Below are 18,095 nucleotides of genomic sequence, written 5' to 3'. Positions count from 1 at the left end.
TGGCCGCGTTGCTGCATGGTAGATTCGCACTCTTAATGAAATTACCTGAGTGAATCAAATCTGCCGTTTATAATGGCCAGTTAAATGAACCAATCACATCAAGTGAATAACGCTCGGGCTGCTGATAGCAACGGATACTTTCGGCCACTAAAGGTGAGCGTAAATTATCCGATTGCAGGATTTCATCGGCGGTAAGCCACAGACAGCGGTCGATATCATCGTCATGCGGATCAGTGGGCAATGGGGCCAGTAGCTCAATAACAAAAGCGAAACGCAGGAATGGGGTTTTATCCGGCGCTATCCACTGGTGCATGCGCAGAAAATATTGCGGGGTGGCTCGAATACCGGTTTCCTCCCATAACTCTCTTTCCGCAGCTTGCAGTAGAGTTTCATCGGTTTCCAAATGACCAGCGGGTTGATTCCATAATTTTTTTCCATTAATTGTCTCTTCGACAATTAAAAACTTCCCCTGAGCATGCACGACACAAGCCACGGTAACATGAGGCTTAAACATGGTTTATCTCCTTCCATTCGCCGGGCTGTAGATCGCCAAGGCTTAAATTACCCATACTAAAACGTATCAGACGAAGGGTAGGGAAGCCAATATGGGCAGTCATTCTGCGAACCTGTCGATTGCGGCCTTCGAAAAGTGTTATTTTTAACCAGCTTGTGGGGATGGCTTTGCGCTCTCGAATCGGTGGATGGCGTGGCCATAGCCACGCGGGTTCACTAACCAGCTCAGCACCAGCGGGTAAAGTAGGGCCATCTTTTAAGGTTATCCCTATTCTTAGCTGACTAAGTGCATCTTCGTCGGGCAACCCTTCTACTTGTACAAAATAGACTTTACCGGTTTTCTGGGCTGGTTGCGTTAGCCTGGCTTGCAGTTTGCCATCATTAGTTAATACCAGTAAACCTTCGCTATCCCGATCGAGTCGCCCAGCCGCATAAACATCGTTAAAAGGGATAAATTCCTTCAAAGTTGAGCGCCCAGCTTCATCAGTAAATTGGGGTAACACATCAAAAGGCTTGTTGAATAACAGTACGCGCCGAGGGGTAATGGGCTTCACCTGTTTAGCCTGTGACTTAGTGCTGAATCGGTTAACTTTGTGATTTTTAACAGAGAATTTATTCATGATTATTGCGATTTCGGATGATTAGCGCATTATACCTCAATCTGTTTCGGATTGGCGTGGAACGAATATTCAAGTAGTATTGACACGAATCTTACAAGGCATTAACAAAATTGCGCTGAAGGAGAGGTTGATGGAAAGCAAAGTAGTTGTTCCGGCAGAAGGTAAGAAAATTACTGTCGATGCTCAGGGTAAACTGGTTGTTCCGCATAATCCGATCATTCCATTTATTGAAGGTGACGGCATTGGCGTTGATGTGACCCCAGCCATGATCAACGTGGTGGATGCTGCGGTGAAGAAGGCCTATAACGGTGAGCGTAAAATCTCCTGGATGGAAATTTACACCGGTGAGAAATCAACTCATGTTTATGGCAAAGATGTCTGGCTGCCAGAAGAAACATTGGACTTGATTCGTGAGTACCGCGTTGCAATTAAAGGCCCATTGACCACTCCAGTGGGTGGCGGTATTCGTTCTCTGAACGTTGCTTTGCGCCAACAACTTGACTTGTATGTGTGCCTACGCCCAGTGCGTTATTACGAAGGTACCCCAAGCCCGGTAAAACACCCTGAATTGACCAATATGGTGATTTTCCGCGAAAACGCAGAAGATATCTATGCGGGTATCGAATGGAAAGCCGGTTCACCAGAAGCTGAAAAAGTGATTAAGTTCCTGCGTGAAGAGATGGGTGTGAAGAAAATTCGTTTCCCTGAACAATGTGGTATTGGTGTAAAACCGTGTTCAGAAGAAGGGACTAAGCGTTTGGTACGTGCTGCAATTGAGTATGCAATTACCAACGACCGTGAATCGGTCACCCTGGTTCATAAAGGCAACATTATGAAATTCACTGAAGGCGCATTTAAAGACTGGGGTTACCAGTTAGCGCGTGAGGAATTTGGTGGTGAGCTGATCGATGGCGGCCCTTGGGTTAAAATCAAGAATCCAAACAACGGTAAGGACATCATTGTTAAAGATGTGATTGCCGATGCTTTCCTGCAACAGATCCTGCTGCGCCCAGCTGAATATGATGTTATCGCGTGTATGAACCTGAATGGGGATTACATTTCTGATGCATTGGCTGCTCAAGTTGGCGGTATCGGTATTGCCCCAGGTGCTAACATTGGTGATGAGTGCGCATTGTTTGAAGCGACTCATGGTACAGCACCGAAATATGCGGGTCAGGATAAAGTGAACCCAGGTTCTATTATTCTGTCCGCAGAAATGATGCTGCGTCATATGGGTTGGTTCGAAGCCGCAGACCTGATTATCAAAGGCACCGAAGGCGCAATTCAGGCCAAGACGGTCACTTATGATTTCGAGCGTCTGATGGAAGGCGCTAAGTTACTGAAATGCAGTGAATTTGGCGACGCCATTATTAAGCACATGTAATAGCGCTTCGAGTGCAATATCTCACGGAGGCTTCGGCTTCCGTGAGTTTTTAACGCTCCACTAAGTGTTCCTGCAAAACTGAACATAAAACGAACTTGCATCTGAACAAATCCCATCCCAAATGATTTTCCTTACGGACTTTCGATTTTTTTCGCCCTCAGCCGCCGAACGTGTGATCCACGATGATGCCAGTACCAACAAGAATAGATCGCTGGCACTCATGTCAGCACGCGCTAATCCTTAAACTCAGTCGAGAAGCAGTAAAGGGGCAGTAAGACGTTCAATGCGTTTACCACTCAAGTGAACGCCTTTTTGCCCCCCTTCGGTAGTATATTCAGCCAATCAAGTAAGTTTGAATATCAATCAAGGCGTTGTGACCTGCCATAATAATATGAAGAAAATATTTGACTGATTAGGTTAACTCTTTATCCTTTACGGCAATGTTATTCAGCATGTGTTTATCATTTAATAATAATAACCAGATCTCAGTAAATTATAATTTTTGTTATTTTCTCTCTTAAAACAGAGGTTTATATTGTGGCGAAGGATGTAGAAATTGTTAAAGCACGGCATCCGTTAGATAAGCAGCACATCAAACTGACTTATGTAACTCATTTTTACTGTAATCAGGGAAATATGGATTCTGTTGAGTCTTTGTTGAAGGAATATGAATCTTACCCTGATGATATTAAGGATGCGGTAGAATTTGTCATCGTAGATGACTGCTCACCTTTAGAATATGAAGTAAAAGATTATGATTTGAATTTCACGTGGTTAAGAATAACCACTGATATCCAGTGGAATCAGGCTGGCTCCCGTAATCTTGGTGTGACTTATGCCAAATCTGACAAGATTATCATTACCGATTTAGATTGCCTGCTGCCCGAAGATACCCTGCGTTATCTGGTTAATGCGCGTAACCCAGGGCGCTCGCTGTATCGTATCTACCGTACCGATGAAAAAACTGGCAAGGCCTATCGCGGTCACCCGAATTTATTTTTCATGTCCAGAGCTCGCTTCTTCAGACTTTATGGTTATGACGAAGAGTTCGCCGGTCACTACGGTTCGGAAGATTACCGCTTTGTGAAGTTCCATAAAGACCATGGTTCCACACCGCGTTATTTGCCTAAGCAATACCGCTGTATTGAACGTAATGTTGATAGGAAGAAAAGTTACCACTCACTGGATCGTGATTTGACGCATAACGCGCCTATCGATGATCGCAAGAAAAATGAAATTGCCCTATTTGGTGCGGAATATGGTCATAGCCGAATATTCCTTAACTTTAATTGGGAAATTAAAAAAGTGCATTCACGTCCGCCGACAGTACCTGAACGTAAAGTGTGGTGGCGGCCATTATGGTGGTTCCGTTATCTGTTCCGTTCACTCGCGGCATAACAGCATTTATCCAAAATACTTTTCATAGCCAGCCAGAGTACACCGGTTGGCTATGTCATAGATGGAGGCCAGCTATGCTGGGTTACGCGTGTCATGCGGCCTCTTCTGGTGATTACTTTGAAGTGAGCGACTTATGATTTCTTCTGCTACTTGGCCCGGTTCGCCGCCAGCACATCGATATATTGGCATGTTCTCTTGTGTCACTGCATTTTTGTTAGGTATTGGTCTACCCACTTCTAATTTTATAATGAATTTATCGATGGTATTGGCCGTCATCTGTTTACTGCTAAGCCGCGATACTCGCTATGTGAAAGCCTTAGTCAAAAACCCGTTGATTTGGCTACCTGCTCTCATGTTTTTGTTGTTGGCTATATCTTTGCTTTGGCATCACAATCTGTACGGTAAAGTGATGGTAGGTAAGTACTCAAAACTGTTATATATCCTGCCATTAGCGATGTTTTTTGTTCTTTCGCGCTCACTTGCCAGTTATTTTGCCAAAGGCTTTTTACTGGCCAATGCTGTGATCCTGGCTGCCAGCCTGTGGGTGGGTGTCCTTCATATGCCGCTGGGTCAGATTGATCCATTAAATCCGACTGTCTTTAAATTACAAATTACACATAACTTCTTTATGGCCTTAGCGGCGGTAATATGGCTCTCTTTGGCATTCCGTAACCAGGGGCTGAAGCGCTGGGGTTATGCTCTGCTGGTGTGCCTGGCAGTTTATAACATTGTATTTATGGTGCAGGGCAGAACCGGCTATGTCGCTTTGGCTGCGGCTTTTGGGATGTGGGGATTACTGTCGTTATCAAACCGCCAGCGTTTAGGAATGGTGGTTGGCGCTCTTATCGTTGCGGCCATAGTGGCTATAGTGCCAAACCGTGCTGTTGAACGGCTACAACAAGGGGTGACGGAGATTCAAAGCTGCCTGGCAGTCACTCATGAAGTCGATAAAGAGTCTTGTGATAGCTCGATGGGGTTGCGTACCGCATTCGTGCTTGAGTCTGTGAAGTTAATAGAACAGGCTCCAGTTTTAGGCCATGGTGCCGGGGGATTCTGGTTAAATTATACAGAAAGCGAATACAGTATAAACCCACATAATGAATATCTGATGCAGACGGTGCAATCAGGGATAATTGGGTTAGCTTTATTCCTCGGATGGATGTGGTGCTATTTCCGTTCAGCTTTGCGTTTACCCGCACACCTTAGAAATATATTAGTGTCTTTACTCTGTGCTTATTTGGCTTGTCACTTGTTTAACTCCTTCTTACTGGATTCATCGGAAGGGCATTTATTTATTATTCTTACAGCGATCGTTGCCAGTTATTCAGTGATGCCGCCGAAAGAGCGATTAGAAATGGAACAAACAGAATAAGGCCATTCACGGAGAGAAGATTCGTCAATCTAGAAAACAGGTGCATAAAATAGCGCCTGTTTTTTTATCTGCTTAATCAGATATTTCAGTTGGTGGACCAAAACCTAAATTTTTGTATCCCTCTTGAAAACCAAACAACTCAAGGAACTCATAAGCTGTTGAATACATATGATACGGTGAGAAAAACATCCAGGCAAAAAGTGACAATAAAATCATAATGACAACCAGTAGGATTTTATCCAGTAGCACTTTTCCTCCTTATATTATTCGGGCCAATAGGCATGCCAGATTGACTCATTATGCCAACCCTGGCTGTTGCCTAACGATAACGTAAAACCAAAAAACACACATGAGGCAAGCTAGAGAATATCATGTGATTTCCATCACATAAATAAATTGTTAACGTTAATAATAGGCGCAAATCTCCAACCGGATATCGATATGAAACACTCTGTACGCAATCAATATCTGATCTTAAGTGGCTTACTGTTTACGTTTTTCTTTACCTGGTCATCAGCATTTTCATTATTCTCGATTTGGCTAAATTAATATGTAGGGTTAAAAGGAGCAGAAACTGGTGCGACATTTTCTGCTATCGCCATAACGGCGCTAAGTGCACAACCGTTATACGGAGTGATACAAGATAAGCTGGGACTTAAAAAACATCTTTTATGGGCTATTGGTATTTTGCTGCTGATCAGTGGTCCTTTTTTTATTTATGTTTATGCCCCTTTATTGCGCACCAATATGCTCGCCGGTGCGGATATTTGCTTCAGGGCTGGCCCAAGATGCCACGACTATTTCACTGATGAAACTCTTACATGCGGTCGAATTACCCATACTGCTGATCGCAATGTTTAAGTATATCGTCGCCAATTGCGACCCACGTCTATCAGCGACGCTGTATTTGGTGGGCTTCCAGTTTGTCACTCAAGTCTGTGCCAGCATATTTTCACCGCTGGCCGGTTAAAGGTTTGCCCTCAGGGCAATAGCGGTCTAACAGTGAAATCACATCCTGATAATGCTCATCCCCCCACGCTAAATGGCACTGACGTAACTGCTCTAGCGGCAAGGCGGATTCTTGCCACGCTTTTTCTGCACCCGCTCGCCGCGCTTTACCTGCCAAAGTACATTCGGGGAGGTAAATACACAATGGCCGCTGGTATCCTCGGCGCAACAGCACTTCCATCGCCTGATACTGACCATCAAAGTCATCAGGAATATAGCTGGGGATAGAATGGTTTTCGCTGACACAATTAGCCAGCACGATATTTTTATCTCGCAGGCGCTCAGGGATGGTGACTTGCCGCAGCCCCATGGAGGTAAAAATAATACCATCGGGGCGCTGGGCCAACAGTTGGTCTGGGTTATTAATCGCCCGAGAAACTGTCATTAATGAAACTGACGCCAGATTTGCTACTTCTTTCAGCGAAGCCATTACTTTCCTCATCGGTTAATTATCGTTATCTTGCCATTCTGGATCAACCTGTGCGGCGGTGTTGGCTTTCGCTACCAATAAAAAGCCCTCAATGAGTGAGGGCTGGGGGCTAACGGTTGGCTTTATCATCAGCCTCATCGAGCAGGCCATTGGCTATCTTGCTCGCATCAAGATAACGGGAAGAACTTAAGATCCCATTAAGTGTTTCTCTGACACTAAACAGAAATTGATCATTATCGGACTCGTTAGCACATTCAACCATTAATGCGACAAGCAAAGCTTCATGGGCGATCAAATGATCTTCACCAGGTAAGTTTGCATCAGTCTCACCTTGTTGAGCGCGAACAGATGTTTGATTAAGTGATGACATAAAACCCCTTATTTAATAATTGATTAACCACTTACCCACTATAGCGCTGAGGAATCCCCAGTAATGGGCGGGTAAAAAAGACAGGCATAGAGTTTTGTGATCTACTGATTGTGCTACCAATTCAATGAGATCACCTCTATGCCTGCTCGCCAAGTATGTCAGAACTTCTTCCGTGATGCTTTAGCTCCCTTTCACAAATACCGACAAAATGCTTTGCTCGATGCCACCATTGCGTTAATCAATGGCGCATCGCTGACACTGACCAGTATCGGACGTTATTTACCCGGTGCGGCTCAGGTCAAAAATAAAATCAAGCGTATTGATCGTCTGCTGGGCAATGAATCACTACATCGTGATATTCCTCTGATTTTTAAAAATATTATCTCGATGCTGACACGGAAACTCTCTCTCTGTGTTATTGCCGTTGACTGGAGTGGCTATCCGTCTCAGGAGAATCACGTGCTTCGCGCCAGCCTTATCTGCGACGGGCGATCGATACCTTTATTAAGTTGGGTTGTTCCATCAAAAAAACAGCAAAATACGCAGATACAAAAAGACTTCCTCAATGCTCTTGCCAGTGCAGTGAATTCGCAGGCCAGAGTCATCATTGTCACTGACGCGGGGTTCCAGAATGCCTGGTTCCGGCATATAAAATCACTCGGATGGGATTTTATAGGGCGTATCAGGGGCAATACCCAAATGCGGCTAGGCAGCAAAGGCGAATACTGGTTCAAACGTCAGGAATTACAGGCCAGCAGTAAACCGGAATATCTGGGCCCCGGAACACTTGCCCGCGCAGTGTATGCCCAGTGTGACGGCCATTTTTATCTTCATAAAAAAACATCAAAAGGAAGAAAAAATAAGCGCTCTCGTTGTGACATAACCAGACCAGCACAAATAAAAGACGCGCGCTCCGCTGCAACAGAACCGTGGCTGCTCTTCAGCAGCACAAATGACTTTAAACCAAGAGAAGTCATGAAGTTATACAGTCGCCGAATGCAGATCGAGCAAAACTTTCGGGATGAAAAAAGCGAACGCTTCGGGTTCGGCCTGCGTGCTAGCTACAGCCGTTCAACAGGAAGAATGCTGGTGCTGAGCCTGCTGGCGACACTGAGCACAATTGTGCTGTGGCTTCTGGGCTATCACGCTGAAAATAAAGGATTACATCTGAGGTATCAGGCCAACAGCCTTAAGTCACGACGGGTTATATCTTATTTGACATTAGCGGAGAATATCTTGCGACACTCTCCGCTAATTTTAATGCGAACGGCACTGGATACCGTTCTTAACCACCTCGCCAGAACCTACCGAAGTATGGTGTTGGTTTATTAGCGCTGATTTACTGGGGATCCCTCAGCGCTATAGCGGGGTTTCTGTTTATTGCTATGACAGATGAGTAACCTGTCATAGCAGCCATAACAGATAATGCGGCGGTTGTGCGTGGCCTCTTAATTGATTGATGCTATTTCAACGGGATATCGTATCCAAAGGGCTTTAATTCACCGGACGATAAATTCTCACCGCAGCGGTTAGACGTAAAGTTCGGTGAGCCAGTTCCTCTGCCGCACCAGCATACTGTTCGACCATCGCCGCATTTTGGTGCGTCATTTGATCCAACTGACCAATTGATTGGCTAATCTGGCCAAGAGCTTGCGTCTGTTCATGAGTTGAGGTACTGATTTCACTAATTAAAGCAGAAACCTGCCCAGCCTGTTTGACGATATTGTCCATGGTAGCGCCGGCATTTTGGACTAATGCGCTACCATCACGAATGCGCTCCACACTGGTTTCAATTAAGTGTTTAATTTCTTTTGCCGCAGTGGAGGAACGTTGTGCCAGATGACGAACTTCACTGGCAACCACCGCGAAGCCACGGCCTTGTTCTCCTGCTCTGGCTGCTTCGACTGCAGCATTGAGCGCTAATATATTGGTTTGGAAAGCAATACCTTCAATTACACTGATAATATCGACAATTCGATGGCTGGAATCATTAATCGTGCCCATGGTTTTTATGACTTCATGCATTAACTCACTGCCTTGTTCTGCCGCATGACTGCTCATGGCGGCCAGTGATGTAGTCTCATTGGCACTATTAGCACTGTTTTGTACTGTTGCCACCAATTGCTCCGTCGCACTGACGATATGTTGTAAATTAGCAGTGGCTTGTTCTGTCCGCACTTTTAGTTCGCGATTCCCTGCGGCAATTTCACTGCTGGCGGTGTTAATACCATCAACCTGGCCACTGACGTCGTCTGTCAGCGAACGAAGATTCAAGCCCAACTGATTGACGCTACGCATCAGATAGCCAATTTCATCAACGCGGTTCAATTGCACATAGTCACCGGCTTGCCCGGAAGAGACATCCTGCGCTTGCTGTAAAATTGCCGCGATCGGGCGTGAGACCTGGCGCTCAAGCCAAAGTGAGGTGATCAGGCTACTGAAAAGGGTGGTCGCTCCTAAACCGAGTAAAGGTAAACCGGAAATACCCATCCCTTTGGCTGCCACCGTCGGCAGCAGTGCTGCAATCAGTAATGCACCACGCAAACGCCAGCGTAGCGGCAGCGTTTGAAATAATGAACGGAAAGAGAGCCAGCCGGTGCGGACAATCAACCCTCGATGCAGCGCAATGCGGCGTTGTTTGGCTTTGCCTGAGTTGAAATCGCCATAGAGCGCCTCCGCTTGCTTAACTTCTTCGCGGGTAGGCGCAATTCGCACTGAAATATAACCGGTCAAACGTCCATCATGGCGCAATGGGGTGGCATTAGCGCGCACCCAATAATAGTCGCCATTTTGACGACGATTCTTGACCAATGATGACCAGGATAACCCCGCATTCAACGTCTGCCACATATCAGCAAAGGCAGCGGGGGGCATGTCCGGGTGCCGCACCATATTGTGAGGTTGACCCAGCAAGTTCTGATATTCAAAACCACTGGCACGAACAAAGGCAGCATTGGCGTAGGTGATATTACCTTGAATATCAGTTGTTGATTGCAAGGTGGTATCGCGACCAATGGGATACTCCTGTCGGCTGACAGGTTTGTTCACTCGCATAATAACCTCAGTAAATGGGGGATTTCATTTATAACAGTGGAATACAATAATTACTGAGAGTCATCGGCAGCCATAGATAAAACTTTATGCCTTTATTAATTAAATTATTCATTCCCCATAAAGGTGCTATTAATTACTCTGATTGCACTTATTTAGAGCAACTTTATATTTGTAAAAAATATTAGATCGGCTAATTTCATTATTTAATTTTAACTTTAAGTTCGTTTGTCTTGATGCGTAATTGTATTTTTTTTGTTGTAAAACAATGCGTTGGCTAATTATTTTGGGTTAGTGCAATGCTTGATTGGTGAAGGTTTTAAATGAGTGTTTATTTTCTTTTCTATCTCTCTGTCATTGAGACTAAATATGTCATCTTTTTGCTTAAAAGTTGCATGATATGAAGTTTGTTGAGTGTTTAGTTTGCTATATTTGTTAATTATGAATGTAAAAATAATTATTTGTTACAGTTGCTGTATATATCAATCTGAGAAATATTCATTAGGCATAATCAATAAAAATTTCTGACAATTCTTATTGAGAAAACGACGCACCGGAACATCGGTCAAGCGCGTCATTTGATGGTTGCTGTTGGGCAATCTCTAACGCGAGTAGTATATGCCGGTGATAACATCTCGCGTTTCATCTGCCATTCTTGATTAATTCCTTGTCCGACAAAGGCTATTCTGCTTTTACCGGACTGATTAATTTTGTCGATAGCCGCCATGAGTTGTTCACTGTTGATGCGCGGTTTGCTTTCATCAAACAACCCCAATTGTGAGATCCCCTGGCTTGAAAACTCCCCTAATACAATTCCTGCTTTCAGGTAACGATGACCGGGCCGCCAAATGATCCTCAGGCATTTAAGAGCGGCGGCAATAATATCCCGCGAATCCAGTGTCGGGAAAGTGAGGTAGGTACTGGCATGATTACTGTAATATATCTCGTTTGGCGCAAAGGGGCTGGTTTTGATAAATGTCGAGACATGGCGGCAATATTGATGCTCTTTTCGCAGTTTTTCGGCGGCTTTCTCGGCATAACTGCACACAGCTTCGCGTATGTTTTGATATTCGGTAATTCGTTCACTAAATGATCGCGAACAGATTATTTGTTGTTTTGTAGGGGCAAATTCTGCAACAGCTAAACACGCTTCCCCACGTAACTCTCTGACTGTTCGCTCCAATACAACACTGAAATTTTTACGTATAAAAGGAGGACTGGCTTCTGATAATTGCAGGGCGGTGGTTATCCCCATCATTTCAAGTTTTTTCGCGGTACGACGGCCCACTCCCCAAATTTCAGCGACAGGCATCAGCGCCAATAGTTTACGCTGACGCACCGGGCTGGATAAATCAACCACGCCTTCGGTTTTATGCCATAACTTGGCAGCATGATTGGCCAGTTTAGCTAAGGTTTTGCTGGGAGCAATGCCCACACCAACATGTAAACCGGTCAATTTCCGTATCTGATCGCGGACATACCGACCAAACTCTTCCAGCGCAATGGAATGCTGGACACCTTTTAGATTGAGAAATGCTTCATCGATTGAGTAAATCTCGATTCCTGGGGCCAGTTGTTCGAGGATAGTCATCACACGGGCGGACATGTCACTGTAGAGCGCATAATTACTGCTGAATGCGGTAACACCATGTTGGCGCATAACTTGTTGAATTTTAAAATAGGGTGCGCCCATTAGTATACCTACTTCCTTGGCCTCCCGGCTACGGGCAATGACGCATCCGTCATTATTAGAGAGCACCACCACTGGGCGACCGTATAAATCAGGGCGAAACACAGTTTCACAACTGGCATAGAAAGAATTTACATCAACTAAGGCAAACATTATCTTAACTTATTGATACAGAAAGTAATAACACCAAAAATGACCAAATCCTCATCTCCCTCACACAATATTAACGCTGGAGTGCCTGCATTAAGGGCTTCAAGACGAGGTGTGGGCCGTAAATAAAGGCGCTTAATACTGAATTCCCCCCCAATGGTGGCGACCACAATATCCCCGTGTTTTGCCGGTAAACTGCGATCTATCACTAGCAGTGCGCCATGATGGATTCCCGCCGCGATCAACGACTCACCTTCGGCAGTCATAAAAAAAGTAGCGGCAGGATGCACAATGCAGTGCTCATTAATATCGATTCTCTTTTCAATATAGTCTTGTGCAGCATTGCCAAATGCACTCATAGGGCCTCCAAATGATTGGTACAGGGAGAGGGTGATAACCAAAGGTTGCCCACCCAATAATACTGTTTATTTATACAGTATACATGAGGGGTAGATGAGGAGAAAAGCACTAATAGGGCCTTTTTTATAGCACGTTGATTTGTAAAAATATAAAGCAAGTAGATGGAAAGTGTGGGTCTCGCAGCACAGGGGCGTTATCGATGGTGAGAAAGAGGCTGTCATGCCAAGTTGTTGATATTTAGTATTTTCAATAAATAACATACTGGCATATAGTCCTGCCTCATTCATACCACCCCAAAGCGGTTTTTTGTGAATCTATTGGCAATCCTGCGGGCAATATTGTTGATTTAAAAAAATTGGCTGATGCCGCCCATCGACATGGCGTGCCGCTGATTGTTGATAATACAGTCGCAACGCCTATTCTTTGTCGGCCATTTGAGCATGATGCCGATATCGTGGTTCATTCATTAACTAAATACATTGGCGGTCATGGTTCCAGTATTGGTGGGATCGTGGTGGATTCCGGTAAGTTTCCTTGGGCGCAATATCCGGAACGTTTTGCTCAATTGAATACCCCCGATCCGTCTTACCACGGCGTAACCTATACCGAGCAATTCGGTGCAGCAGCCTATATTGGTCGTTGCCGGGTCGTACCATTGAGAAATACCGGTGCGGCGCTGTCGCCATTCAATGCTTTCCTGATTTTGCAGGGGCTGGAAACCCTGGCTTTACGTATGGAGCGCCATACCGAAAATGCGCTGAAAGTTGCCCATTATCTGAAAAATCATCCGCAAGTTAGTTGGGTGAAATATGCCGGTTTACCCGACCATCCCGAGCATGATCTGGCCCAGCGCTATTTGGGTGGTAAGCCCGCCGCGATACTATCATTCGGTATCCACGGTGGTCAGGCTGCCGGGGGGCGATTTATCGATGCACTGAATTTGATCGTGCGGTTGGTGAATATTGGTGATGCTAAGTCATTGGCGTGCCATCCAGCCTCAACAACTCATCGTCAGCTCAATGATGAGGAACTTATCAAAGCGGGTGTGCCGCGGGGTATAGTGAGATTGTCGATTGGTATTGAGCACATCGATGACATCCTCAATGACCTTGCTCAAGCATTGGATGCGGCTAAATCTTAAGATAGGGGCAGAGTGTGACCAGTAGCTCTAAAGCTACCGGTCACATGTTATGGCGGAAAGAATTAACGTGTAGCCAGTGTTGCCGCAATCACCTTGGCATAAGGTGTGGTTGGGCGGCCAATAAGTTTGCTCAATGTATGGCTATCATCAAATAGCCCGCCTTTAGCGGCACCCGCATCAGAATCTGCTAACAAACTCGCGAAACCTTCCGGTAAACCGGCACCAATCAGCGCTTGCTTGAAGTCAGCTTCAGACAGGTTTTTGTATTCCACGGGTTTACCTGACTGGCGTGCAATCTCTGCTGAGAATTCAGCCAATGTGTAGCTGTCATCCCCGGCTAATTCATAAATTTTACCGGCTTGATTTTCTTGGGTTAGCACCGCAGCAGCGGCTTGCGCATAATCTTCGCGGGTAGCTGAGGCGATACGTCCATCACCGGCTGCACCGATGAATGCACCATGATCCAAGGATGGCGCAATACTTGCGGCGTAGTTTTCGGTGTACCAGCCGTTTCGCAATAACACCACAGGCAGGCCGGATTCGCGCAACAGTGCTTCTGTGGCACGGTGTTCGTCACCTAATCCCAGCGTGCTTTTATCGGCATGCAGCAAGCTGGTATACGCAAGCAGTTTCACACCTGCGTGTTTGGCAGCATTAATGACTGCGGCGTGCTGTGCAACACGCTGTCCTACTTCACTTGATGAGATTAGCAGCAGTTTATCGACCCCTTGGAATGCAGCCTCCAATGTAGCAGGTTGGCTATAATCTGCTTTACGTACCTGAACCCCTAATGCTGCCAAATCACTGGCTTTCTCAGGGCTGCGGACTGCGGCAATAATTTCACTAGCAGATACTTTTTTAAGTAATGCGTTGATAACAAGGCGGCCGAGTTGGCCTGTAGCACCGGTTACTGCGATCATTATGACGCTCCAAATGTAATGTTAGCCCCTTTGTACTGAAGTAGCAGGGGGGTTAGCTACGTTATGGCATCCGAGTTACTGACCTGAGTCAGTTCATTGGGTTTTATTCACTTTATACCTACCGATAACCTCAATCACTCTCGGCATACCCGGAATGTGGCGAGCTGTTTAAGGAAAAAAACGATAAAAATCGCTAAGAACTCGCCCTGAAAATGATTATATGCAATATACTAACTTTAAGTAAGTACGCACGAAAAGGTTGGTATAGAAATGATGAAATCGCAAAATTTAATGGGCAATACTGCATTTCCGGAGCAAGTTCGGCGTGGCGAATTGCTTAATGCAAATTGTCCATCAAGAGAAATCCTCAAACGAATCACCAGCCGCTGGGGGGTGTTGGTACTTATTGCTCTGAGTAATGAAACTTTGCGTTTTAGTGCCTTGAGAAGAAAGATTGGTGGTGTCAGTGAAAAAATGCTGGCGCAAACCCTGCAAAATCTAGAAGAGGACGGGTTTATTGAGCGTATTGCCTATCCGGTCGTACCACCTCATGTGGAATATAAGTTAACCCCCTTGGGGAAAGAGGCGCAGGAGCAAGTAGAAGGGCTGGCGCTTTGGCTTGAGGAAAACTTGCACCGCATTATGGAAAAACGGCAACAGCGCGCGGCTTCATAAACGGTCAATTTTCGACAGCAACCCGGGTATGCGCCCTGGTTGCTGTTATCTCTAACCCCAGTATTACAGTGTTTTTAATGCTGCAACTGATTCGATAGTCATGGAGGGGATAAATTCGGTTACCTCATAGTGAGCCACTGCATTAAACGGATCTTCTGCCAATATTTTATCTAACTCTTCACGCATGATACTTTTCGCCAAAATAATGCCACCGGTGCGCGGTACTTTACGACCTGAGGCGATAAACACGCCTTGCGCATAATACTTTTTCAACCAGTCTTTATGGCTTTCAGTCAGTGCTTCTACGACGTCGATAGGTTGGTGGTAAGTCAGGCTGACAACAAACATACGTAGCTCCTTCGGGGGGGTTATCTATTAAAGATAAATGTGTATTCAATATAACGTCTTGGTGCAGGAGTGACACCTCAAAAGTGATAAATTCACTGAGTGAGTTCTTTAATAGCTAAATTTTGCATATTGAAAGCAATAATGCTTATTTCATTTATCGTTTAGTTCAGCGTTTACTCTTAAATCAGGCGTTCTACTCAGTTTACACAATAGCGTGGAGGCAATAATGGCTAAGATTACTGCATGGTTTACCCGACTTTCTTGGTGGCAGCCAGCTTCTGTCTCCGAGGGTGATACCAGCTTGTCACAAGCTGATGGCGCGCATTTACTGGAAACAATCAATGCCATCGGCGGGCTGTATGGGATTGAATTTATTCACCATTAAATATTAACGTTTATTTAGTATCGAGTTCTTAAAAATAGTTAATCAAAAGACAGATAGCCTTTTGATTGAAAAACTTAATTTATTTATTACCAGGTAAATATACATGAAACTGAATAAAACTTTATCTCTGAGTGGGATATTGAGTGTCTCATTATTGTTAAATGCGGCGTTGTCATTTAGCGCCGCGGCACAAAGCTTGTAGGTTATTTATGTCGAAACACTTGTCGTATTCAAAATATATTATCGGGCAGGCTGGAATAGGTTGCCCGTACCCGACAATTCCTTAATCTGATCAATGGTCGCTGAATGAAGGTCGTTTAAACCAAGATTGCACCATACCCGGTTTGGAGAACATCACCAAATTACCGAATAGGATAAGTAGTAAACCGATGATGGCACTCAGATGCCAGTGATAATTTTCATAAAATGTTGAAATCGTGAGTGCAACCAGAGGGAATAACAATGTGCTGTATGCTGCGCCACTGGCTCCGATGCGACCGATCAAACTGAAATAAGCGGCAAAGGCAATGACTGAGCCAAAAATAGCTAAATACAACAAAGAGCTAAGGTAACTTGAAGTCAGTTCAATCGTGAAAGAGTGATGCTGAATAAGACTGAAAAAACCCATTAATACAGCACCATAAGTCATAGCATAAGCATTGGTTGATAGAATATCCAGCCCTCGGCGCTGGTGGCGACTGCTTATCATATTACCCAGAGAGAAACCGTAAGTTCCAAGCAAACTCAGGCCAATTCCTTTCAGTAATTCGGGCGATATTTGAGTCGCGGTGAGATCTTGCCAGAACAGGGCAATAATACCGATCATCCCCAAAATACTGGCAGGGAGCAGATTAGGGCTAAGGCGTTGGCGGAAGAAAATCATGCCGTTAATGGCATTAAACAGCACCGCCATGGAGAAAATAACCGATTCCAGACCGCTGCTAATATAAGCCGCCGCATGATAAAAACAGTAGAAATTAAAAGCAAAGACGCAAAATCCCTGGGCGATACAAAAGAGATGATCACGTAGGGCGATATGACGTAAGCGGCGAACAAGCAGTAAAATAATCATCATGACACCGGCTGCCAATGCGAACCGATAAAATATAGATACCGTAATAGCAACACTCCCTTGTTGTTGCAGGGTGATCGCAATCCATGTTGTTCCCCAAATCAGGACAACTAATAAATAAAGCAGCGCGTTCATGGTTATTTCTCATCACTTATCAAAACATCAGTATCTACCCGGCAGGCAAATACATCTTTCAGCGGCTTGCGGTAAGTTGCAAAATCTTGCGCATTTTTGCGATAAATAACTGGAAAATATGGTTTGCGGTACAGCAAGTCACTAAACTGGGGCCATCAGCTTTACCACAGGAAGTCAGTGCGATGTTGAAACGTTACCAAGCCTTTGAAACCCTTAGAGAACATAAAGCTCGCTTGCATGATTGCGTGCAACTCGGCTCGGGTATTCAATTGGCGGCCTGGTCTAATCGCGATGACTGCGTTACGCAAGAAAGTCCGGATCATCACACCTTGAGTTTGTATGTCGCAGATGGTTATGAGTGCTATCACAAAACGCGGGCAGGGTGGAAAAACGGCGGGGGGCCGGATCGTTTTTGCATTATGCCAAAGGGCAGTTTATCGAGCTGGGATGTAAGAGACGATTTGTCATTTGTGCATTTGTATTGCACCGATAACCATCTGCGCCAATTGGCAGAACAGATCTGGGAGCGTAGCCCTCAATCCATTCAGGTTGATGAGCGTATTTTCGCCGACGATCCACAAATAACACTGCTGTATCGCCAGTTTTTACTGAATTATGATTGGCAAGAACAGGCAAATCATTTGGCGCTCAGTAGTGCAGCAACTTTGCTGATGACCCATTTACTCAAAACTTACACCCAGTTGCAGTGGGCTATTCCTGCTATTCGCGGTGGTTTGGCCCCGGTAGTATTAAAGCGGGTAAAGGAATATATCGACAGCCACCTTGCACAACCGCTGTTATTGTCTGACCTTGCTGAACAGGCTGGGCTGAGTGAATTCCATTTTGCACGGATGTTTAAACAAAGTACTGGACTGGCACCACACCAGTTTGTGTTAAAAGCTCGTCTATGCCGAGCAGATCAATTGATAAGGCACAGTTTGATGCCACTCATTCATATTGCTTTGGAGTGTGGTTTTAGCTCTGCCAGTCATTTTAGCAACTGTTTTAAAGTTGCTTATGGGGTAACACCCTCTCTGATGCGACAACGAAAATCATAGCGATCGCGTATGTCA

General features: G+C 45.1%; 17 protein-coding genes and 3 pseudogenes. 9 read left to right on the top strand and 11 right to left on the bottom strand.

Going from position 1 to position 18,095, the window contains the following annotated elements; genetic code table 11:
- Positions 1-67: 67 nt before the first annotated feature.
- Both FGL26_RS06765 and rluE read right to left on the bottom strand, forming a co-directional pair.
- Positions 68-514, bottom strand: a complete 447-nt coding sequence (locus FGL26_RS06765; RefSeq protein ID WP_005170630.1) for an NUDIX hydrolase — start codon at positions 512-514, stop codon at positions 68-70.
- Positions 507-1,133, bottom strand: coding sequence for a 23S rRNA pseudouridine(2457) synthase RluE (rluE, locus tag FGL26_RS06760; RefSeq protein ID WP_005170627.1), 627 nt, complete (start codon positions 1,131-1,133; stop codon positions 507-509). The genes FGL26_RS06765 and rluE overlap by 8 nt, the downstream gene beginning before the upstream one ends.
- Before the next feature lie 130 nt (positions 1,134-1,263).
- Here rluE and icd point away from each other — a divergent pair, with 130 nt between their 5' ends.
- From icd to waaL-os, 3 genes are all read left to right on the top strand, one after another.
- A complete protein-coding gene (icd, locus tag FGL26_RS06755) occupies positions 1,264-2,517 on the top strand; it encodes an NADP-dependent isocitrate dehydrogenase (protein WP_005170624.1) in 1,254 nt (417 codons plus the stop codon).
- A 537-nt stretch (positions 2,518-3,054) separates the two neighbouring features.
- Positions 3,055-3,915, top strand: a complete 861-nt coding sequence (locus FGL26_RS06750; protein ID WP_005170622.1) for a glycosyltransferase family A protein — start codon at positions 3,055-3,057, stop codon at positions 3,913-3,915.
- 133 nt (positions 3,916-4,048) lie between these two features.
- Complete coding sequence (gene waaL-os / locus FGL26_RS06745; protein ID WP_005170619.1) at positions 4,049-5,287, top strand: outer core oligosaccharide ligase WaaL-os; 1,239 nt, start codon at positions 4,049-4,051, stop codon at positions 5,285-5,287.
- 72 nt (positions 5,288-5,359) lie between these two features.
- On the opposite strand, the gene FGL26_RS21425 is transcribed toward waaL-os, so the two are convergent.
- On the bottom strand, positions 5,360-5,536 hold the full coding sequence (locus FGL26_RS21425) for a hypothetical protein (RefSeq protein ID WP_005170616.1): 177 nt from the start codon (positions 5,534-5,536) through the stop codon (positions 5,360-5,362).
- A 192-nt stretch (positions 5,537-5,728) separates the two neighbouring features.
- Between FGL26_RS21425 and FGL26_RS06740 the strand changes: the two are divergent.
- Positions 5,729-6,254, top strand: a pseudogene (locus tag FGL26_RS06740) (MFS transporter); the annotation flags it as partial.
- A 3-nt stretch (positions 6,255-6,257) separates the two neighbouring features.
- Here the strand turns inward: FGL26_RS06740 and FGL26_RS06735 are convergent.
- Both FGL26_RS06735 and FGL26_RS06730 read right to left on the bottom strand, forming a co-directional pair.
- Positions 6,258-6,725, bottom strand: a pseudogene (locus tag FGL26_RS06735) (LacI family DNA-binding transcriptional regulator); the annotation flags it as partial.
- 109 nt (positions 6,726-6,834) lie between these two features.
- Positions 6,835-7,095: a hypothetical protein gene (locus FGL26_RS06730; protein ID WP_005170608.1), complete on the bottom strand. Its 261-nt coding sequence runs from the start codon at positions 7,093-7,095 to the stop codon at positions 6,835-6,837.
- Positions 7,096-7,233: 138 nt separating this feature from the next.
- Between FGL26_RS06730 and FGL26_RS06725 the strand changes: the two genes are divergently transcribed.
- Entirely contained in the window at positions 7,234-8,427 is a 1,194-nt protein-coding gene (locus FGL26_RS06725) for an IS4 family transposase (RefSeq protein ID WP_005170564.1), read from the top strand.
- A gap of 162 nt (positions 8,428-8,589) precedes the next feature.
- Here the strand turns inward: FGL26_RS06725 and FGL26_RS06720 are convergent, their stop codons facing one another.
- From FGL26_RS06720 to umuD, 3 genes are all read right to left on the bottom strand, one after another.
- Complete coding sequence (locus FGL26_RS06720) at positions 8,590-10,149, bottom strand: methyl-accepting chemotaxis protein (RefSeq protein WP_005170592.1); 1,560 nt, start codon at positions 10,147-10,149, stop codon at positions 8,590-8,592.
- Positions 10,150-10,720: 571 nt separating this feature from the next.
- Entirely contained in the window at positions 10,721-11,989 is a 1,269-nt protein-coding gene (umuC, locus tag FGL26_RS06715; RefSeq protein ID WP_005170590.1) for a translesion error-prone DNA polymerase V subunit UmuC, read from the bottom strand.
- Complete coding sequence (umuD, locus tag FGL26_RS06710; protein WP_005170586.1) at positions 11,989-12,345, bottom strand: translesion error-prone DNA polymerase V autoproteolytic subunit; 357 nt, start codon at positions 12,343-12,345, stop codon at positions 11,989-11,991. The genes umuC and umuD overlap by 1 nt, the downstream gene beginning before the upstream one ends.
- A gap of 296 nt (positions 12,346-12,641) precedes the next feature.
- Between umuD and FGL26_RS06705 the strand changes: the two are divergent.
- Positions 12,642-13,487 (top strand): annotated as a pseudogene (locus FGL26_RS06705) (PLP-dependent transferase); the annotation flags it as partial.
- Positions 13,488-13,549: 62 nt separating this feature from the next.
- On the opposite strand, the gene FGL26_RS06700 reads toward FGL26_RS06705, so the two are convergent.
- Positions 13,550-14,407, bottom strand: coding sequence for an SDR family oxidoreductase (locus FGL26_RS06700; RefSeq protein ID WP_005170580.1), 858 nt, complete (start codon positions 14,405-14,407; stop codon positions 13,550-13,552).
- Between the two features lie 270 nt (positions 14,408-14,677).
- Between FGL26_RS06700 and FGL26_RS06695 the strand changes: the two genes are divergently transcribed.
- A complete protein-coding gene (locus FGL26_RS06695) occupies positions 14,678-15,082 on the top strand; it encodes a winged helix-turn-helix transcriptional regulator (protein ID WP_032902827.1) in 405 nt (134 codons plus the stop codon).
- A 63-nt stretch (positions 15,083-15,145) separates the two neighbouring features.
- On the opposite strand, the gene FGL26_RS06690 is transcribed toward FGL26_RS06695, so the two are convergent.
- Complete coding sequence (locus FGL26_RS06690; protein WP_005170575.1) at positions 15,146-15,430, bottom strand: YciI family protein; 285 nt, start codon at positions 15,428-15,430, stop codon at positions 15,146-15,148.
- A gap of 226 nt (positions 15,431-15,656) precedes the next feature.
- On the opposite strand from FGL26_RS06690, the gene FGL26_RS21420 reads away from it, so the two are divergent.
- Positions 15,657-15,815, top strand: a complete 159-nt coding sequence (locus FGL26_RS21420) for a hypothetical protein (protein WP_005170573.1) — start codon at positions 15,657-15,659, stop codon at positions 15,813-15,815.
- A gap of 292 nt (positions 15,816-16,107) precedes the next feature.
- Here FGL26_RS21420 and FGL26_RS06680 read toward each other — a convergent pair whose 3' ends face one another.
- Entirely contained in the window at positions 16,108-17,022 is a 915-nt protein-coding gene (locus tag FGL26_RS06680) for a DMT family transporter (RefSeq protein ID WP_005170570.1), read from the bottom strand.
- A gap of 182 nt (positions 17,023-17,204) precedes the next feature.
- On the opposite strand from FGL26_RS06680, the gene FGL26_RS06675 reads away from it, so the two are divergent.
- Positions 17,205-18,080: a helix-turn-helix domain-containing protein gene (locus FGL26_RS06675; RefSeq protein ID WP_005170569.1), complete on the top strand. Its 876-nt coding sequence runs from the start codon at positions 17,205-17,207 to the stop codon at positions 18,078-18,080.
- Positions 18,081-18,095 lie beyond the last annotated feature (15 nt).

Origin of the sequence: Yersinia enterocolitica subsp. enterocolitica (assembly GCF_901472495.1) — a bacterium.
Lineage (GTDB): Bacteria > Pseudomonadota > Gammaproteobacteria > Enterobacterales > Enterobacteriaceae > Yersinia > Yersinia enterocolitica.
Note: the sequence above shows the minus strand (reverse complement) of the source record. Positions and strands in the feature narration are given on the sequence as shown.

Excerpts from the sequence above, each read along its gene's own strand:
- rluE (WP_005170627.1), bottom strand. The coding sequence starts at position 1,133 with ATGAATAAATTCTCTGTTAAAAATCACAAAGTTAACCGATTCAGCACT.
- FGL26_RS06730 (WP_005170608.1), bottom strand. The coding sequence starts at position 7,095 with ATGTCATCACTTAATCAAACATCTGTTCGCGCTCAACAAGGTGAGACT.
- FGL26_RS06700 (WP_005170580.1), bottom strand. The coding sequence starts at position 14,407 with ATGATCGCAGTAACCGGTGCTACAGGCCAACTCGGCCGCCTTGTTATC.
- FGL26_RS06680 (WP_005170570.1), bottom strand. The coding sequence starts at position 17,022 with ATGAACGCGCTGCTTTATTTATTAGTTGTCCTGATTTGGGGAACAACA.
- FGL26_RS06725 (WP_005170564.1), top strand. The coding sequence starts at position 7,234 with ATGCCTGCTCGCCAAGTATGTCAGAACTTCTTCCGTGATGCTTTAGCT.
- umuC (WP_005170590.1), bottom strand. The coding sequence starts at position 11,989 with ATGTTTGCCTTAGTTGATGTAAATTCTTTCTATGCCAGTTGTGAAACT.
- FGL26_RS21420 (WP_005170573.1), top strand. The coding sequence starts at position 15,657 with ATGGCTAAGATTACTGCATGGTTTACCCGACTTTCTTGGTGGCAGCCA.
- FGL26_RS06765 (WP_005170630.1), bottom strand. The coding sequence starts at position 514 with ATGTTTAAGCCTCATGTTACCGTGGCTTGTGTCGTGCATGCTCAGGGG.
- FGL26_RS06720 (WP_005170592.1), bottom strand. The coding sequence starts at position 10,149 with ATGCGAGTGAACAAACCTGTCAGCCGACAGGAGTATCCCATTGGTCGC.
- FGL26_RS06695 (WP_032902827.1), top strand. The coding sequence starts at position 14,678 with ATGATGAAATCGCAAAATTTAATGGGCAATACTGCATTTCCGGAGCAA.
- icd (WP_005170624.1), top strand. The coding sequence starts at position 1,264 with ATGGAAAGCAAAGTAGTTGTTCCGGCAGAAGGTAAGAAAATTACTGTC.
- umuD (WP_005170586.1), bottom strand. The coding sequence starts at position 12,345 with ATGAGTGCATTTGGCAATGCTGCACAAGACTATATTGAAAAGAGAATC.
- FGL26_RS06690 (WP_005170575.1), bottom strand. The coding sequence starts at position 15,430 with ATGTTTGTTGTCAGCCTGACTTACCACCAACCTATCGACGTCGTAGAA.
- FGL26_RS06675 (WP_005170569.1), top strand. The coding sequence starts at position 17,205 with ATGTTGAAACGTTACCAAGCCTTTGAAACCCTTAGAGAACATAAAGCT.
- waaL-os (WP_005170619.1), top strand. The coding sequence starts at position 4,049 with ATGATTTCTTCTGCTACTTGGCCCGGTTCGCCGCCAGCACATCGATAT.